A 17,275-nucleotide genomic window follows, 5' to 3' on the forward strand; every position below is an offset into this window, starting at 1 on the left:
CGGCCACTCCAGGCACTGGCTGCACCGGCCCGGCCACTGCTCGGCCGTCTCCGGCCCCGGCTTCACCTTCCGGCCACTGGCCCGGCCACTCCAGGCACTGGCTGCACCGGCCCGGCCACTGCTCGGCCGTCTCCGGCCCCGGCTTCACCTTCTGGCCACTGGCCCGGCCACTCCAGGTGCGGGCTGCACCGGCCCGGCCACCGCCCCGCCGCCTCCGACACGGGCGGTGCCCTCCAGTCCAGTCCCGCCCCGATCGGCCGTCCACCCCGGCCGGCCCGCCGTGCTCGCCAGGTCCGGCCTCTCGCCCGCACCCCGCACAAGCCGCACCCACCCCGCCGTCAAGGAGCCCCCGTGGCACTCTCCTCCGCCCGACCCGCCAGCCGGTCGGCCGTGCGTAGGCCCCCGGACCGGTCGCCGGGCGTCTCGAAGCTGCGGCGCAGTCAGCGTCGTACCGCCGCGCTCTTCATCGTTCCCTTCTTCGTCCTGTTCGCCGCGGTCATGGCGGCGCCCATCGGCTACGCGGTGTGGATGAGCCTGTTCCAGGAGCGGTCCTCAGGACTCGGCTTCGGCGGCACCGAGCGCGTCTTCGCCGGCTTCGCCAACTACGCCAACGCCCTGGGCGACGCCGGGTTCCGGAGCGGCTTCGCGCACATCGCGCTCTACTGCGCCCTCTACATCCCGGTGATGATCGGCGGCTCGCTGGCCCTCGCACTCCTCGTCGACTCGGCCCTCGCCCGCGCCAAGCGCTTCTTCCAACTCGCCCTGTTCCTGCCGCACGCCATCCCCGGACTGATCGCCTCGATCATCTGGATCTATCTGTACACCCCCGGTCTGAGCCCGGTGATCGACTGGATCGGCGCGCTCGGCGGGTCCTGGGACTTCTACAGCAACGACCATGTGCTCGCGTCGATGGTCAACCTGTGCGCCTGGCAGTGGATGGGCTACAACATGGTCATCTTCTACGCCGCCCTCCAGGCCGTCCCGCGCGAAGTGATCGAGGCGGCCGTGGTGGACGGGGCCGGCGCCCTCCGTACCGCCCTCCAGATCAAGGTGCCGATGATCGCCTCCGCGGTCGTCATGACCGTTCTGTTCACCTGCGTCGGCGCGATCCAGATCTTCACCGAGCCGAAACTCCTGGGCCAGCGGGGCGCGCCCTCCATCGACACCGAGTGGTCGCCCACCCTCTTCATCTGGAAGGCCGGCTTCGTACAGCACGACTACGGCCTGGCCGCCGCCGCGTCCCTGATGCTCGCCGCTCTCGGCGTGGCCCTCTCCTATCTCGTCACCCGGCTCGGCAACCGGTGGAAGGCGGCCACGTCATGAGCACCCTCACCCACGACACCCCACCCGCCACCCGGCACGAGGCGGATCGCCGCACCCCCGTGCGCTCTCGCCGCCGTAGCTCCGCAGGGACCCTCCTGTCCAAGGGCGCCGTCAACGGCATCCTGCTCGTCGCCGCGTTCTACACGCTCATGCCGGTCAGCTGGCTGCTGTTCGCCGCCACCAAGGACCACCGCGACCTCTTCGCCACCTCCGGCTTCGCGTTCGGCGACTTCAACCTCTTCGCCAACCTCGAGCGCCTCTTCACCTTCAACGACGGCATCTACCTGCGCTGGTTCGGCAACAGCGTCCTCTACTCCGTGGTCGGCTCCGCCGCGTCCACGTTCCTGTGCGTCGCCACCGGCTACGCCTTCGACAAGTACGACTTCAAGGGCAAGGAGAAACTCTTCGGCCTGGTGCTCGGCGGCGTCCTCGTCCCCACCACGGTCATCCAGCTGCCGATGTACCTCCTCGCCACCAAGGCGGGCGTCGTCAACACGTACTGGGCGCTGCTCCTGCCCGCCCTCGTCAACCCCTTCGGCGTCTATCTCGCCCGCGTCTTCTCGGAGGGCTACATACCCAACGAGGTCCTGGAGGCGGCCCGGGTCGACGGAGCCGGCGAACTGGGCATGTTCGCGCGGATCTCGCTGCCCATGCTGGCCCCCGGCTTCATGACGATCTTCCTGTTCTCGTTCACCGCGAGCTGGAACAACTTCTTCGGTGCCCTCGTCATGCTCAACGACGACAAGCTCTACCCGGTCAACCTGGGTCTGTTCATGTGGAACAGCACCACCGCGCAGCAGCCCGAGTTCTACTCACTCGTCATCACGGGCTCCCTCGTCGCCGTCGTCCCGCTGATCGTCGCGTTCGTCTGCCTGCAGCGCTTCTGGCGCTCCGGCCTGACCGCCGGCGCCGTCAAGTGACGCCGCCCGCCCCGGAAGGCACCCTCCTGAACAGCATCCACCCGCCGACCGCCCTGCCCCGCCCGCACACCCTGCTCGCCATGGGCGCCACCATCCACCAGCGGCTCCTGGCCGAAGGCGGCCTCGACCGGCTCCCCTCCGTCGCCCGCGTCGACACGGCCTCCGTCGTCACCGACCTGACCACCGCCGACGCCCGTCAACTCGCCGCGGCCGAGATCCTCTTCACCCACTGGGGCGCACCGGAGCTCACCGAGGAGGCCCTGCGGCGACTGCCACGGCTGCGCGCGGTCGTGCACGCGGCCGGCTCGGTCAAGCACCACGTCACCGACGCCGTGTGGCGACGCGGCATCACGGTCTCCTCCGCGGCCGCCGCCAACGCCCTGCCGGTGGCCGAATTCACCCTGGCCGCCATCCTGTTCGCGAACAAACGCGTCCTCGAGGTGGCTCGCGGCTACGCCACCGCCCGCGCCCAGCCCGACCTGCTGCCGTACTTCAGCGGTCACGGCAACTACCACCGCACGGTCGGCATCGTCGGCGCCTCCCGCATCGGACGCCGCGTCATCGAGCTGCTGCGCCCGCACGACCTCGACGTACTCCTGCACGACCCGTACGTCGACGAACAGCAGGCCCACGTCCTCGGAGCGGAGCCGGTCGGCCTCGACGAACTCGCCCGCCGCAGCGACGTGGTCTCCATCCACGCTCCCCAACTCCCCGAGACATGCCACATGTTCGACGCTCGCCGCATCGCACTCCTCAGGGACGGCGCCACGCTGATCAACACCGCGCGGGGCTCCCTCGTGGACACCGCCGCCCTCACCGAGCACCTGCTCACCGGCCGTGTCCACGCCGTCCTCGACGTCACGGAACCGGACGTGCCGCCCGCCGACTCGCCGCTGTACACGCTGCCCAACGTGCTGCTCACCCCGCACATGGCCGGCTCCCTCGGCAACGAGCTGCACCGGATGGCCGACTGGGCCATCGACGAGGTCTCCCGATACGCGCAAGGCTTGCCGTTCGCCCATGAGGTCGGGTCCGAGGAACTGTCGCGCTCGGCCTGAACGCCCCACACCTGAAGGGAAATCCAGTGCAGGATCGTGTTCTGGTCGTCGGTATCGACGGCGTACGCCTCGACGTAATGCGGCGCCTGCCCACCCCGCACCTCGACGCTCTGGCGGCCGACGGCTTCCTGACCCCCATCGAGGTGGACGCGGACACCCCGACCATGTCGGGCCCGTGCTGGGCGACCGTCGTCACCGGCGTGTCGGTGGCCAAGCACGGGGTGTGGAGCAACAACTTCACCGGCCACCGGCTCGACGTCTTCCCCGACTTCGCCACCCGCCTCGCCGAGAAGGACGGCAGCCGTACGTTCGTGGCCGCCGGCTGGCAGCCCCTGATGCAGGTCCGCAGCGGCGGCCCCCTCTTCCGGGCCCCGTCCCGGTCCGTCTACATCGCACCGACCGAGGACACCCCGCCGGCCTGGGGGGAGTGCGACGAGCAGATCACCACGGCGGCCACGCGCGTGCTCGCCGAGGAGGACATGCGGGCGTCGTTCGTCTACCTCGGCGCACCCGACGAGACGGCGCACTTCCTGGGCTGCGGCGAGGAGTACGAGACCTCGATACGACAGGCCGACGCCCGCCTCGGCCGACTGCTGGCGGCGGTGCGTTCCCGGCCTTCGTACGCCGGCGAGCGCTGGACCGTCCTCGTCGTCACCGACCACGGCCACGCCGACGCGGGCGGCCACGGCGGCCGTACGACCGAGGAGCGCACGGCGTGGCTGATCGCGGCGGGCCCGGGTATCGGCGCGCCGCCGTCCGTCGTGCGCCACGTGGATGTCGCGGCCCAGGCGCTGGTCTCCGTCGGCCGTCATCCGGACCGGCACTGGTCGCTGGACGGCCGCCCCTTCGCCGCCCGCCCGCATGCCGTTCTCCTCGACATGGACGGCACCCTCGTGGACACCGAGTCGCTGTGGCTGCGTACCGTCCGCGAGAGCGCACCCGATGTCGACGTGACCCACGTCCTGGGCCGCTCGGTCGCCGACACCGTCGCCCACCTGCGCACACGCCCCGGCGTCGACCCGCGGGCCCTCGCCGCCGACCTGGAGGCACGCTTCCTGGCTGCCGTCCGGCAGGAGGTCACCCCGCTGCCGGGCGCCCTGGACCTCCTGGACCTCCTCGCGGAGTCCGGCATCCCCGCGGCCCTGGTCTCCGCCTCGTCGCGCGCCGTCGTGGACGCGGTTCTGGACGTGCTGGGCGCCCACCGTTTCCGTACGACGGTCGCCGAAGGCGAGACGCCCCGCACCAAGCCCGCCTCGGACCCCTACCGTGCGGCGGCCCGCGCGCTCGGCGTCGACCCGGCGGCCTGCCTCGCGGTGGAGGACTCACCCACCGGCGTGCGGGCCGCCGAGGCGGCGGGGTGCCGGGTGCTCGCCGTCCCCTCGTACGCGGCGATCGATCCCGCGCACCGGCGGACCGTGGTCCCCGACCTGAAGGGAATCGGCCGCAGGGAACTGTGGACGGCGGGACTGTGAACGCGCAGAGCGCGCGGACCCCGCACGACCCCGCATGACCTCGCAGGCCGGAATTTTGTTCGGCCGATACGGGCCGCATACGATCGCCCCTCGCCGTAGCCGCCGAGGAGACCCGCATGCCCCGCATCCTGTACGTCACCGACCTGGCCTACGAGGCTCGCGGGCGCCGGTACTGCGACGAGGACATCTTCCTCACCTCACGACTGCGCGAGGACTTCGACCTCGCCCTGTGCGACCCGCGGGACGCGGCGGCGTTGATGGACGCCTTCGACGCCGTCGTCGTCCGCAACAGCGGGCCCGTCCTCACCCACCAGGACGCCTACGACGCCTTCCGCGAGCGGGCGACCGCGACCGGAACCCGCGTCTACAACCCCTTGTCCGGCAAGGCCGACATGGCGGGCAAGCAGTATCTGCTCGACCTGAGCGCGGCCGGGTACCCGGTGATCCCCACGGTCGACAGCGTCGACGACCTGCACCGGCTGCCGCGGACGGACCGGTACGTCGTCAAGCCGAAGCTCGGTGCCGACTCGATGGGTCTGGAGATCGTCACCGGGGACCGGGTGCGCGACCTCGCCGGCGAGGGCGTGCTCGTCCAGCCGTGCGTCGACTTCGCCTACGAGGTGTCCTTCTACTTCGTCGACCACGACTTCCAGTACGCGTTGTACGCGCCGCGTCCTGACCGGCGCTGGCAGCTGGAACCGTACGAACCCACCGACGACGACCTTGAGTTCGCCCGCCGGTTCATCGACTGGAACGGCATCGGCCACGGCATCCAGCGTGTCGACGCCTGCCGTGCGCCCGGAGGTGAGCTGCTGCTCGTCGAGCTGGAGGACCTGAACCCCTATCTGTCCCTGGACGCGCTGACCGACGGCGGCAGGGACGCCTTCGTGGCGGCGATGAAGGCGTCCCTGCACCGGTTCCTCGGGGCGTGAGGAGTCACCCCAGCCTGACGGTGATCCTCTGGGTGGCACCGGCCGACGCGGTCATGTCCCCGAAGACCAGCTGAAGGGCGGATCCCGTCGTCGCCGAGGTCACCGTGGACGGCTTCGACACCACCGCGGACACCGCCCGGTTCCAGGTGAGGGTCAGGCCCGTGTTCATCCGCTTCGGATCGCTGACGCAGATCACCGCGGTGCCGTCGCTCCTCTCGGTGATCATCACGGAGCACGGATCGCTCGCGACGAGGCTTCCGACCGTGCCTCCGAACCAGAAGTTGACGCCGGTGAAGCCCAGCGAGGGAACGGACACGCCCTGCTGGTCGTCGGTGTTGGCGAGGACGGTGAGCCAGGTCGTGGCGGCGGCCCGCGCCTGGGTCTGGGCGGCCGTGGCGCCCGGCATGAGGAGATAGGCGTAGGTGCCGTTCGTCGGGTCGGTGCCGTGGTCGACGTACATCGTCAGGTACTTGCGGTTGAGGGCCGTCGTGGAGCCGCCCTTGTTGACGGCGCTCCAGGTGCCCTCGCGCGAGTCGCGCAGTGCCTGGACGGTCGCGCCGCCGGGGAAGACATAGCCGCCCATGCCGCCGAGGTGCGCCCAGGTCGCGCCGGTGAGCGTCTCGGACCAGGGATAGGCGGCCGTCTTGACGGTGCCGTCGACGGTGAAGGAGTGGCTGCCGGTGGGGCCGAGGTTGCGGTTCTCGATCGTCGACTCCACGGCCGTCCCGTCGGTGCTCTTGATGCCGGCGCCGAGACACAGGATCGAGTCGTCCAGACAGAACCACGACTTCTTCGCCAGGAGCGTGGACCGAAGGCCCTTGAGGTACTGGCCGATCGCGGCCCGCTGTCCGTCCGTGGCGCCGCCCACCCAGTTCACGTCCGGCAGGGAGGCGCCCCAGTCTCCGCCGGCCGCGTCCGCGAGGGCCAGACGCGAGGCGGTCGTGCCGGGCAGCCGGTACGGGTCGACGGTGGGCCAGAACGCGTCGCTGTACTGGCCGTTGGCGTAGGTGTCGCCCCACCAGTAGAGCATTCCGGAACCGGTGTGCCAGCCGCGCAGGTTCTCGCCGTTGCCGGTCTCGTAGTAGGTGATGCGCCGGTCGGCCATGCTGATCGACGCGGCCCAGCCGGGTCTGCGGTGCGTGGCCCGTGCCATGCTGGTGAACAGGCGGTGGGCGGACGGCTCCGCGAGCGCGGTGACGGACGTGTCGTCCAGGACGTCCTTGAGCCGGACCAGGCTCGTCAGGCCGAGTGAGGGGTTGCTCATCGGCGGGCTGTAGTAGTCGCGCCGCATCCAGCCCTTGACCAGGCCGCGCCAGCGGGCGTTCTCCGTGCTGCTCGCGCCCTGTCCGAGGAGCACGATCGACGCGAGGATCGGATGACCGCGCAGGTGATCGTTCTGCTGGATCTGTTTCGTGTCGGTCGCGGACAGGCCCCGGCTGATCGCCCGGCCGGACACCCCGTCCATCACGAGCCCGTTGTAGAGGAAGGGCGCCCACGCGCTCTCCACGGCGTCGAACACGATCTGCCGGTTCGTGTCGGTGACCGCCCAACTCGACCCGGTGAGCAGCGCGAACAGCATCCCGAGGCCGCCGAGCATGACCGAACCGTACGAGCCGGTGTACGGCACGGTCGTGTGCTGGATGAACGAGCCGTCGGTGTGGAGACCGTCGCCGCCGTTCACGTACGGGAAGACGGGGGAGAGGGCGTCGCGGGCGAGCGCGACCTTCGCGGACGAACCGCCGACGATGCCGCGCAGCGCCAGCACCCGGCACAGGTCGACGCGGTTGGCCCCGGTGCTGGTGCCGGTGTAGCTCGCGACGGCGGAGTCGGGCACGAAGTGGTCCACGGCGGCGATGTGGTCGGAGATCTGCGTCGCCGACAACTGGTCGTACATCAGCACGCACACGTCGAGCAGGGCCTGCGGTGCGCCGATCTGCCAGCTGTACCAGTTGCCGTAGCGGGTCCGGCCGGCGTTGTAGACCTCGGAGTGCAGGTGGTCGAGGCCGGTGAGGATCGCGGTCCGCAGGCTCGCGTCGCCGGTCAGCCCCGTGCCCTGCCGGCAGTACGCCTGGGCGAGCGTGCTCAGCCGGTTGTAACTCACGTTCATGTTGCCCGAGTAGCCGTACGACTCCTGATCGGTGTCGGGCTCGGGATCCGCGTACACCAGATCCGGCCACAGCGAACCGGCGACCGGCGCCATGGAGGACCGCAACTGGGCTGCGGTGGTGCCCAGTTCGGTGAGCCGGCTCTTGAACGGCTCGGCGGTGGGACTGAATCCCTCACCGAGGAGCAGGGTGCGCCACTTCGCCCGCAGCGTCGTGAACTCGTCCGCCTCGGCGACCCGGAGGACGGACGCGGGGGTTGCGCTCGACTGTGCCGGGAGACCGACGGCGACAGCGGTACCGGTGCTTGCGGCCAGAAAGCCGCGGCGTGACCAACGAGTCGTCATGACGGCGGTTTCTAGCACGGCATCGATCAAACGCTCAATAGTTCACGCCAATCTGATCGTATCGATCGTTTGTTGGTGGGTGGATCCGCTGAACTCACCGGGTCGTGGCCGCGTATCACTCCGCGAGGGGACGGACCCGGCCCCTGGGTACGGGACGGAAGGAGAGCGAGATGCCGACACCGCCCGAGCGCGGCCAGTCGAAGGACCCCCTGCCCCTGGAACCGATCCGGGTGCTGCGCCCCCGTCGCACCGATGCCCTGGCGGAACTCTTCAGGGAATCGCCGCAGGAGAGCACCCGCTACGAGTCCTTCGTGATGCCCCGACGGCTGTCCGGCTCCGAGGACGAGACACAGGAACTGCCGCCGGTCCCCGCCCACGACGGCGCCCGCCCCTTCGGCTTCGGCCCCGGCCTGCGGCGCGCCGCCGTCGTGCTCGGCGTGAGTGCGGCGGCGCTCGTCGGCTTCGGCTGTGCCCTCCTGCTGCCGGGGCGCGGCGACGCCACCGCGGCGCCTCCGCCTTCCGCCACTCCCACCCCCTCCGCCGCGACCACCCCGGCCGCCACCGACCCGGACGGGCCCGGCACCCTGCGCGAGGGGGCCAGCGGCCCCGAGGTGGCCGACCTTCAGCAACGCCTGCTGCGTATCCCGAACGTCTACGAGAACGGCTCCACCGGCGGCACCTACGACGCCGTCCTCACCGAGGCCGTCGCCCGCTTCCAGGTCTGGTACGGCATCCGGGGCGACGAGAGCGGCGTCTACGGCAACGACACCCGGCTCGCACTGGAGTCCCGTACGGGCTGACCTCTCGAACGTCCGGTAACACAAGGGGAAAGAGCTCGGGACCGTGCGCTGACGGGCCTCACGATGGACGCAACCGTCCGAGCCGAAAGCCATGCCGATGAGCGTCTCCCGCATCCCGGGCCTCGTACTGCCCGCCGTCTTCCTGCTGGCCCTCGTCGTGGGCGCGTTGTGGTACTGGCGGTACCGAGGCGACGAGTGAAGCGGGCCCGGCGGCCCTCTGGAACGAGGAAGGGAAGCGGGCTCTAGAAGTCGGCCAACGGCACCCCGATGTCGACGACACACACGTCGTCCCGCCGTTCACCCTCCAGCAGGTCCGCCAGCATCGGCCCCAGGGAGCCGGACTCGTTGCCATGGTGGGTCACCAAGGCGTCGGCGAGTCGCTTGAAGCCCCGGTCGATGCCCTCCGAGGGCCGCTCGACCAGCCCGTCCGTGTACAGCAGCAGCCGGTCGCCCGGTTCGAGCACGCACTCGGCCTCCTGGAAGTGCGGTGCGGAGCTCGCCCCGAGGAGCATGCCGCGCGGCCGGTCCAGATAGCGGGCCTCGCCGGCCCGCAGCAGGAGCGGCGCGGGATGCCCGGCCTGCGCCCACACCAGGCGGTGCCGGTCGGGGGTGTAGCGGGCCAGGATCATGGTGGCCGTGCCGTGGGTGTCGCGGGAGTGCAGCAGCAGGGTGTTGAGCCGGGTGAGCGCACCGGTCAGCGACGAGCCCGTGATGACCATGCCCTTGGCGGTGAAGCGGAGCTGGGCCATGGTGGCGACGGCGTCGATGCCGTGTCCGGCGACATCACCGACCACGAACAGGGCGTCGCCGTCGGGAAGTTCGATGGCGCTGAACCAGTCGCCGCCGACATGGATCCCGGACTGGGCGGGCAGATAGGCGACTTCGACCTGTAGCCCGGCCGGCTGGACGGGCCGGGTGGGCAGGGGCAGCAGGGCGTGCTGGAGCCGGGCGGCCAGCGTGCGTTCGGCGCGCAGGACGTCGTGCTGGGTCACGATCGCCTGCTCGCTCTCGACGAGGGCCAGTTCGGCGGTGCGCAGCGCGGTCAGGTCCTGGACGAAGCCGTGCACCTCGACGGGCGTGCCGTGGACGTCGGTGACCGCCTCGGCGACGATCCGCAGATGCCGGATACCGTCCGTGGCCCTGATCCGGAACGGCATGGAGCACGGCCGGCCCCGGCGCGCGAGTTCGCCGACGGCGTGGGTCAGGGCGGGTGCGTCCTCGGGCACCGCGAGGTCCCGCAGTGCGGTGAGGCGCACCGGACCGGCCGCGGGATCCCGGTCGAGCACGGTGTAGACCTGCGACGACCAGCTGACGTCGTGCGTGATCAGGTTCCAGTTCGCCCAGCCCAGGTTCCCCAGCCGCTGGACGTCTGCCAGCCGCTGCTCCTGCCGGTCGGAGGAGTCGTGCCGCAGCCAGCTGACGGCCAGTCCGCCGCCCAGGCGTGTGACCCGCACGGTGTAGGTGGACAACTCCGCGACGCCCGCCACCACCTCCTGTTGCGCGAACGGCTCCCCGTCGTACGCCTCTCCGGTGGCCAGCGTGTGCCGGCATCCCTCCCACAGCGGATCGTCCGCGAGCGTGGGGAAGCACTCCAGCAGTCGTAGCCCGAGCAGGTCCCGGCCGGTTCGTCCGTGGGCGTCGAACGTCTCCTCGGTCGCGGCCTCGATGCGGTAGTCCTCGACCTCACCGGACGGGGTACGCAGCGGGGTGAGCAGCATGGTCGAGCCCGGCAGCGCGTCGAACACCGTCTGTACGGCGTCCACGGCGGCGTCGGTGGACGGTCCCCGGCGTGGATCGAAGGCGCGCAGCCGGCCGGCGCACAGCCGGGCGACCGCGAGCAGATGCTCCCGGACGGCCGGGGTGAACTCTCCACCACGGGTGCGCAGGACCCCGACGCAGACGTCGGCCCGGTCCCGGGTGACCACGGGGATCCAGGCGCGCGAGAGCCAGCGTTCGGGAGGATCCCCGATGAGCAGGTACCGCTCGCGGTTCGTCTCGATGTCCTCCAGCCAGCGCGGCTCCCCTGCGCGGAGCGCGTCCAGCGCGGCGATCCCGCTCAGCGGCGGCACCTGGCGCCACTGGGCGGCCAGGGTCTCGTCGATGCCGGCGTGCCCGACCAGTTCGAGCCCCCCGGCAGGCAACCGGGCGAAGATCATCACCGCGTCCGACTCCGTGCTGGCCGTCAGATGCTCGAGCAGGCACCGGGCGAGGTCCTGTGGGGTGCCGACGCGCACGAGGGCCCGGCCGAGGCGGCTGAGGTCGCGGGCGTCGCCGGCCTCCGGGTCCCGGAAGGCGTGGACGACGGCGTCCTGTTCCGGTGCGTCCGCGGAGCCGGCGGTCGGGGCCGGTGGGACCAGGTCGCCGAGGGTGATCCAGCACTCCTCGAGCAGCGTGTGGCGTGCCGCTTTCGCGCGCTGTTGCAGTTCCTCGCCGGCGGCGTCCGGGGAACACCCGGTCAGTGCCATCACGGCGCCCTTGGCCCGTTCCACGACGGCCGAGGTCGCCGCCTGGTCGCGCAGCCGGTCCATCTCGGCTCGCTGGCGGGCGACGGTCTTGGCCAGCGCGACCGTGTCGGGGGCGCCGGACTCCGCTGGGCCGGTGGGCTCGCTCGTCACGCGACGAGCATCGCACACGGAGCCCGGTGCGATCGCCGCCTTGTCAGGACCGGATTCACTCGAAAGTGCGCCCTGGTCAACGTCCGGCGCTGTGCTCGACGAGAGCCTGGGAAACCGCCCGTACGCTGCGGGCGATGTGCTGCAGCTGGAGGACCTCCGCCGCGTACAGCTTGATCGTGTGTTCGATGACCGACTCGGGCAGACCGAGCCCCGGAAGGTCGGCGCGGGCGGTCTGGAGGGCGGTGCGCGCGACCCGGATCTCCTGCTGGACCTGGATCTGCGCGTGCCGGGCCAGCAGCACGGGGTGGCGGATCAGTGCCGGGTAGCTGGCGTAGCGGGCCGGCACCAGTTCGCGCAGCCACTTGGCCGCCGAGCGCTCCCAGTCGTAGCTGCCGGGGGTCTTGACCTGGCAGGGCCAGTCCGGGCTGATGCGCGTGGTCGTCAGAGTCATGGGAGTCATGGCCATCTCTTCCGGGTGTGCGGCGTCAGGAGGGGTGGTCCGACGGGTATGGGCGGCCCCGGCCTAGGGGATGACCGGGGCCGCCGCGGGCGCTCGCCGAGGCGATGCCCGACCGAACACCCGATGCGCCGTCGCGGGTAGGTGGCGGCGGCTTCGGGTGTTCGCGCAGGGGCCCGGAAGGCAGACGGCGCCCGCGCGGCGGATGGTGCAGCGTGCGCATGGGCGGACCGTCGGCTTTCTGCGGGCTGTTGCGAGGGTGGGGACGGGGGTGCGGAACGTGTCCCGGGAGTGGCCGGGGGCGATCCGTGAGCAGTATTTATATATGCCGTCCGGTTTGCAAGACGTATGAAAACATTCATGCGTGAAATGGGACGGTTGGTCCCTTTGCGATGTGGTTCGTCGGGTGTGGCCGGAGAGGGCCGGAAGGGGCGGTGTCGGTCCGCCGCGTCAGTCGCGCAGGAAGAACTGGTGCTGGTCGGAGATCTGCTCGTACTCCTCGAGCCGCGCCTGGGTCCGCTCGGGGTCGGCGTCGGTCATGGCCTGGAGCAGCGCGGCGGCCATCACCCCGGGGGCGGCGTAGGAGTCGAAGACCAGGCGGGAGCCGGTGCCGGTGGCGAAGACGATGTCCGCCTCGTCGGCGACCGGGCCGAGCGCCAGGTCCGTGATGAGGGCGACGCGCAGCCCCGCGCTGCGCGCGACCCGCACGGCCGTGAGGGTCTCCTGCGCGTGCCGGGGCATCGAGAATGCCAGCACCCAGGTACCGCCCGCCTCACGCGACTGCAGGAGTGCGTCGTAGGCGACGCTGCCGCCCAGGGTCACCAGCCGTACGTCGGGATGGACGCGGCGTGCGGCGTAGGCGAAGTACTCCGCCAGCGACACCGAGATGCGCACCCCGAGCACGGTCAGCGGGGTCGACTGCGACAGCTTGCGGCCGAGGTCGATGAGTTGGTCGGGGTCGGCGAAGTCGCGCCGCAGGTTCTCCAGGTTCTCGATCTCGGCGTCGACCGCGGCCTGCAACTCGTTGCCGCTGTTCTCCTCGGCCGCCGCCGGACCTCCCGCCAGGGTGCCGAGGGCGATCGACTGGAGCTTCTCCCGCAGTGCCGGGTAACCGCTGAAGCCCACCGCCGCGGCGAACCGGGTCACCGAGGGCTGGCTCACGCCCACCCGCTCGGCGAGATCGGTGATCGAAAGGAAGGCCGCCTCGGTGATGTGCTCGATCAGGTACTGGGCGATACGGCGCTGCCCCGGGGAGAGTCGGGGCCGGTCGAAGAGGGCCCTGAGCTGGGAGGTCGGGGAGGCCTCGGCCTCCGGAACCGACTTGCCCGAGGTGATCGCGGATGCCTGTGCGCGTGCCTGCTGCGGCGATGGCACGGGTGCGCCTCCTTTGTCTTCCACAGTGCCTCAACATAGCCCACACACTGTTGTGACCAGGGGTTGTGCGGTCACCGTCGATAGATCGTGATCGAGTGACCGACTTGATCGATCGAGCGGCTGCTGTCGATCAACTCGGCCAGTCGGCCCGTGGCCTTGGCGACCGAGGAGTCCGACACCACCAGCAGTCCGTGGACGTCCTCCACGGGAACCCCGCGCGGATCGGATGCGTCGATGCCGTAGTACGACGGCACACCACTGCCCTTGTAGACGAGCCAGATCCGCTCCGCCGGATACCGCTCGCGCAGCCGGTCGGCGAGGCGGCCCAGATCCTGGCCCCAGTCCACGTTGGAGTCGTGCAGCCGCAGACGCGTCTGGGCCGGTCCGCCGAACGCCTCGTTGGAGTACGGCAGATAGTAGGGGAACGTACGCACCGAGCTGACCGCGACGAACAGCACCAGCGCCCCCGCCACGGCAACGGCCCACCGCCGTCGCACCGCGAGCACACCGGCCGCCGCCACCGCCAGGAACATCGGCACGAACACGGCGTACCGGGTGCCGAAGTCCCGGGAGCCGGTCATGGCCGCGGCGAGCAGCACGGCGGTGGGGACCAGCAGATAGGGCGCCGCGGGCCGCAACCGCCGTACCGCCACGACCGCGACGGCACCCGCGGCCCACAGGGCGAGCATGCCGAGCGGGGTCTTCACCAGCAGCGCGGCCGGCAGGTAGTACCAGAGGGAGCCGGTGTAGAGCCGCCCGAACAGGAACCCCTGCCAGGGATGGTTCTCGAAGCCGAACTGCACCCGCATCCCGTCCCGGTAGGCCTCCGGGAACGGCATCAGATCGACGAGCAGCGCCCGCAGACCGTGCACGACGGGCACATGCTGCTGCGGACTCCAGCGCAGCCGCGGATCCACCACCAGATAAGAGAGCCATACGACGGCGATCGCGACCACCGCCACGACACCCGCCCCCGCGGCCGCGCGCGCCAGCGCCTTGCGACGGTCGAGCGAGTCGTGGCGCCACACCGACCAGGCGGCGAGTGCCAGCAGCACCGGAACGGCTGCCAGCGCGCTCATCTTCGTCGCCAGCGCCGCCCCGGCGGCCAGCCCGGCGAGTGGTACGTACAGCCGCGGCCGTCGACGCGCCCGCCACAGCAGCCACACCGACGTCAGCAGGAAGCCGGCCGTGGGCACGTCGAGGGTGGCCAGCGAGCCGTGCGCGATCACGTCGGGGGAGAAGGCGTACAGGGCCAGTGCCACGACGCCGCCCGCCGGGCCGACGAGTTCACGGGCGAAGGCGAGGACCACCAGCCCGAACGCCAGCGTCAGCACGATCACCGGCAGCCGGGCCCACAGCATGACCTGCCAGGGGTCGTTGCCGGACTCGTACAGCAGATGCCGCCCGACCTGCCCCTGATCGCCGCTGAAGGAGGGGTCGTAGCGCGGATCGGCGAGGGCCACCCCGACCGCGATGACGAGCTTTCCCAGCGGAGGGTGCTCGGGGTTGTAGCGGATCGCGTGCTCGTGCAGGGAGTCGGCGGCGGTGCCCACGTACACCGGCTCGTCGATGGTCGGTGTCTGCTGCACGGCGGTGGTCACCATGGCGACGGCCATCTGGGCGAGCAGCAGCACGACGAGGAGCGGCACCAGCCAGGGCCTGCCCGACCGTCCCGCCGGCCGCGGGGCGGGTACTTCGGGGGGCGTCTCCGGTTCGAGGACCGGGTGCAGTTCGCGCGCCATCATCCGCACCGCGATGACGTGGGCCGCGCGGGGGCGGGAGCGATGCGAGGACGCCTCATGCGCCTACTCTGCATCAGCTCCCGCCCCTCAGGGCGTCATCGCTTCAGGAGTCGTACCGACAGACCTTCCGCCGTGTAGACGGGTACGGCCCGCAGCGTGTCGGAGTTCAGCTCCACCCGGTCGAACCGGCCGCGCAGCCCCGCGGCGCCGAGCACGCGCACCACGCTCCCGGCCGCCGGCGGCTTGTCGGCGTCGAGCCGCAGCGACAGCACGCTGCCCGCGCCGAGCACCGCGCGCCGGGTCACCTCCAGGGCGGGGCCGCGGCCCGAACGCAGCGTCACGTCGAGCGTCGAGGACTCCTGGGCGTACGTCCCGTGGATCTGCACCGACGACTTGGTCGCCACCCGCAGCGTGCCGCCCGACACCCGCACGTCGCCGTGGCCGAGGGCGTGGGCCGAGCCGGCGGACAGGACGCCCTCGCGCACCACGGTGCCGCCCGTGTACCGGTTGTGGCCGGTCAGGGTGAGGGTGCCGGTGCCGCGCTTGGTGAGGGAGCCGTCGCCGTCGATGTCGTTGCGCCAGGTGTCGGCGGCGCCGAAGCCACCGGCCGAGGCGTCGAGCGCGACGGTCACGTCGGTGTCGAAGGAGCCGTAACCGTCCGCCGCGGCGAACAGGTTGAGCCGGCCCCACTGCTCGAAGCCGTCCAGCAGGACGTAACCGGAGGGCAGCGCGGTCGTGCGCAGCACCTCGCGCCGCTGCTCGGCGTCCAGGTAGGGCAGACGCGTCTCCAGCAGCACCTCGGCGCCCTTCGGCACGGTCAGCGGTGTGCTGCGGCCCCGACGGGTGAGGACGTACGTCAGCTTGGGCTCGACCAGGCAGGCGTTGTCGTCGCGGTCGGCGTACGCGTCTGAGGCGTCCGCGTGGGCGTAGGCGAAGAGGGTGTCCGCCGTCGAGCCGGTCTGCGCCCCGAAGTAGGCGAGGGCCTGGGCTCGGGCCGCCGCCTTGAGGTCGGCGTTGGCCGGGTCGGCGAGGGCGGCGGCGGCCAGGGCGGTGGCCATGACGCGGCCGCCGAGGACGTCGACCGTGGAGTGCATGCCCGACATGATCCGGGTGTGGCTGAGCTCGAAGGCGCGGGTCACCAGCTCCTGGAACCGCTCGGGAACGGCGTACGCGAACGCCAGCGCCGCCAGGTGGAAGGCGTTGGTGTGGCCGCTGGGGAAGCCGCCGTCCTCGGCCGCGTTGGTGCCGCGCTGACGCAGCAGCTGGGTCACGACGACCACGTCCGAGTCGTACACGGGGAAGCCGAGCGCGTCGGTCCTCCCGGTGTCGACGACCTCGCTGTCCTCGTTCATCCGCCACGGACGCGGGTACTGGAAGGCGAACTTGGCCGGGTTGCCGGAGGCGAACGGGCCGCGCACGGTGTCGACCAGCTTGGCCACCTGGCCGAGGTCCGAGGTGTACGAGCCGGCGCCGATCGCGGACCCCGCGGGCGCGCCGGCCGGGACGGCGTCGCTGATGGTGGTCGCGGGTGTGGTATCCGGCGCGCTGGTGATCGACGTGACCGCCTTGGCACCCGACCTGTACAGGTCGGCGAGCGGACCGAGCGCGCCGATCATCGCGTAGCTCTGGTGCTGGCGGTCGTAGACGAACGCCTCCTTGGCCTGCGCCTCGGTGCGCGCCTGCGTGAGGCGGGCGCAGTAGCGCATGTTGGCGCGCAGGATCTCGGGCAGCAGCGGCGTGCCGGTGTTCCAGGCGGCGCCGGTCTTCCATATCTCGGCGAAGCCGCCGAGGATCCGCAGCACCGCGTTGGTCTCGGCGGTCTGGTTCGCCGTGATGTTGGTCTTGTAGTCGTCGACGAACGCGGCGGCACCGGTGGCGGCTTTCGCGTCCGCGGCCCCGAGCCACGAAACGAAGGTGGGCGCGGCCAGGACACCGGCCGAGACACCGATGGAGGTCCTCAGGAACCCCCTTCTGTTCACGGCGAGTTCACTGACCGACGACGTGGAGCGGGACCCGGCGGTTGACGGCATGCTGCTGCCTCTCTTGAGTTCTTCGGCCGTGCGGCCGGGGGAGTCGAGCGATGACAGCCCGTGGGGCGCGGGAGGAGGAGCGAGCCGCGAGGTGCCCCATGAG

General features: G+C 71.3%; 12 protein-coding genes. 6 read left to right on the forward strand and 6 right to left on the reverse strand.

The window, feature by feature from the left end:
* The first annotated feature begins 498 nt into the window (after window positions 1-498).
* The 5 genes from ACWD3I_RS39255 to ACWD3I_RS39275 all read left to right on the forward strand — a co-directional run bounded on the left by ACWD3I_RS39255 (window position 499) and on the right by ACWD3I_RS39275 (window position 5,705).
* Complete coding sequence (locus ACWD3I_RS39255) at window positions 499-1,323, forward strand: carbohydrate ABC transporter permease (protein ID WP_451084311.1); 825 nt, start codon at window positions 499-501, stop codon at window positions 1,321-1,323.
* Complete coding sequence (locus ACWD3I_RS39260) at window positions 1,320-2,243, forward strand: carbohydrate ABC transporter permease (protein WP_365409696.1); 924 nt, start codon at window positions 1,320-1,322, stop codon at window positions 2,241-2,243. The genes ACWD3I_RS39255 and ACWD3I_RS39260 overlap by 4 nt, the downstream gene beginning before the upstream one ends.
* 80 nt (window positions 2,244-2,323) lie before the next feature.
* A complete protein-coding gene (locus ACWD3I_RS39265; protein WP_365409724.1) occupies window positions 2,324-3,301 on the forward strand; it encodes a hydroxyacid dehydrogenase in 978 nt (325 codons plus the stop codon).
* A 26-nt stretch (window positions 3,302-3,327) separates the two neighbouring features.
* Window positions 3,328-4,773, forward strand: a complete 1,446-nt coding sequence (locus tag ACWD3I_RS39270; RefSeq protein ID WP_365409693.1) for an HAD-IA family hydrolase — start codon at window positions 3,328-3,330, stop codon at window positions 4,771-4,773.
* 116 nt (window positions 4,774-4,889) lie between these two features.
* Complete coding sequence (locus tag ACWD3I_RS39275) at window positions 4,890-5,705, forward strand: ATP-grasp domain-containing protein (protein WP_365409690.1); 816 nt, start codon at window positions 4,890-4,892, stop codon at window positions 5,703-5,705.
* 4 nt (window positions 5,706-5,709) lie between these two features.
* On the opposite strand, the gene ACWD3I_RS39280 is transcribed toward ACWD3I_RS39275, so the two are convergent.
* The gene (locus ACWD3I_RS39280) at window positions 5,710-8,154 is read right to left on the reverse strand and encodes a polysaccharide lyase 8 family protein (protein WP_365409687.1); all 2,445 of its coding nucleotides are present in this window, start codon (window positions 8,152-8,154) and stop codon (window positions 5,710-5,712) included.
* Window positions 8,155-8,324: 170 nt separating this feature from the next.
* On the opposite strand from ACWD3I_RS39280, the gene ACWD3I_RS39285 reads away from it, so the two are divergent.
* A complete protein-coding gene (locus ACWD3I_RS39285; protein ID WP_365409684.1) occupies window positions 8,325-8,954 on the forward strand; it encodes a peptidoglycan-binding domain-containing protein in 630 nt (209 codons plus the stop codon).
* Between the two features lie 242 nt (window positions 8,955-9,196).
* Here the strand turns inward: ACWD3I_RS39285 and ACWD3I_RS39290 are convergent, their stop codons facing one another.
* The 5 genes from ACWD3I_RS39290 to ACWD3I_RS39310 form a co-directional block, all read right to left on the reverse strand.
* Window positions 9,197-11,569, reverse strand: coding sequence for a SpoIIE family protein phosphatase (locus tag ACWD3I_RS39290; protein WP_365409681.1), 2,373 nt, complete (start codon window positions 11,567-11,569; stop codon window positions 9,197-9,199).
* 76 nt (window positions 11,570-11,645) lie between these two features.
* The gene (locus ACWD3I_RS39295; protein WP_266829624.1) at window positions 11,646-12,020 is read right to left on the reverse strand and encodes a hypothetical protein; all 375 of its coding nucleotides are present in this window, start codon (window positions 12,018-12,020) and stop codon (window positions 11,646-11,648) included.
* A 456-nt stretch (window positions 12,021-12,476) separates the two neighbouring features.
* Window positions 12,477-13,400, reverse strand: coding sequence for a MurR/RpiR family transcriptional regulator (locus ACWD3I_RS39300; RefSeq protein ID WP_266819376.1), 924 nt, complete (start codon window positions 13,398-13,400; stop codon window positions 12,477-12,479).
* A gap of 71 nt (window positions 13,401-13,471) precedes the next feature.
* The gene (locus tag ACWD3I_RS39305; RefSeq protein WP_365409720.1) at window positions 13,472-15,145 is read right to left on the reverse strand and encodes a phospholipid carrier-dependent glycosyltransferase; all 1,674 of its coding nucleotides are present in this window, start codon (window positions 15,143-15,145) and stop codon (window positions 13,472-13,474) included.
* 92 nt (window positions 15,146-15,237) lie between these two features.
* Window positions 15,238-17,172, reverse strand: a complete 1,935-nt coding sequence (locus ACWD3I_RS39310; RefSeq protein ID WP_365409677.1) for a phosphatase PAP2 family protein — start codon at window positions 17,170-17,172, stop codon at window positions 15,238-15,240.
* Between the last annotated feature and the right edge of the window lie 103 nt (window positions 17,173-17,275).

This window comes from Streptomyces sp. NPDC002817 (genome assembly GCF_053592055.1).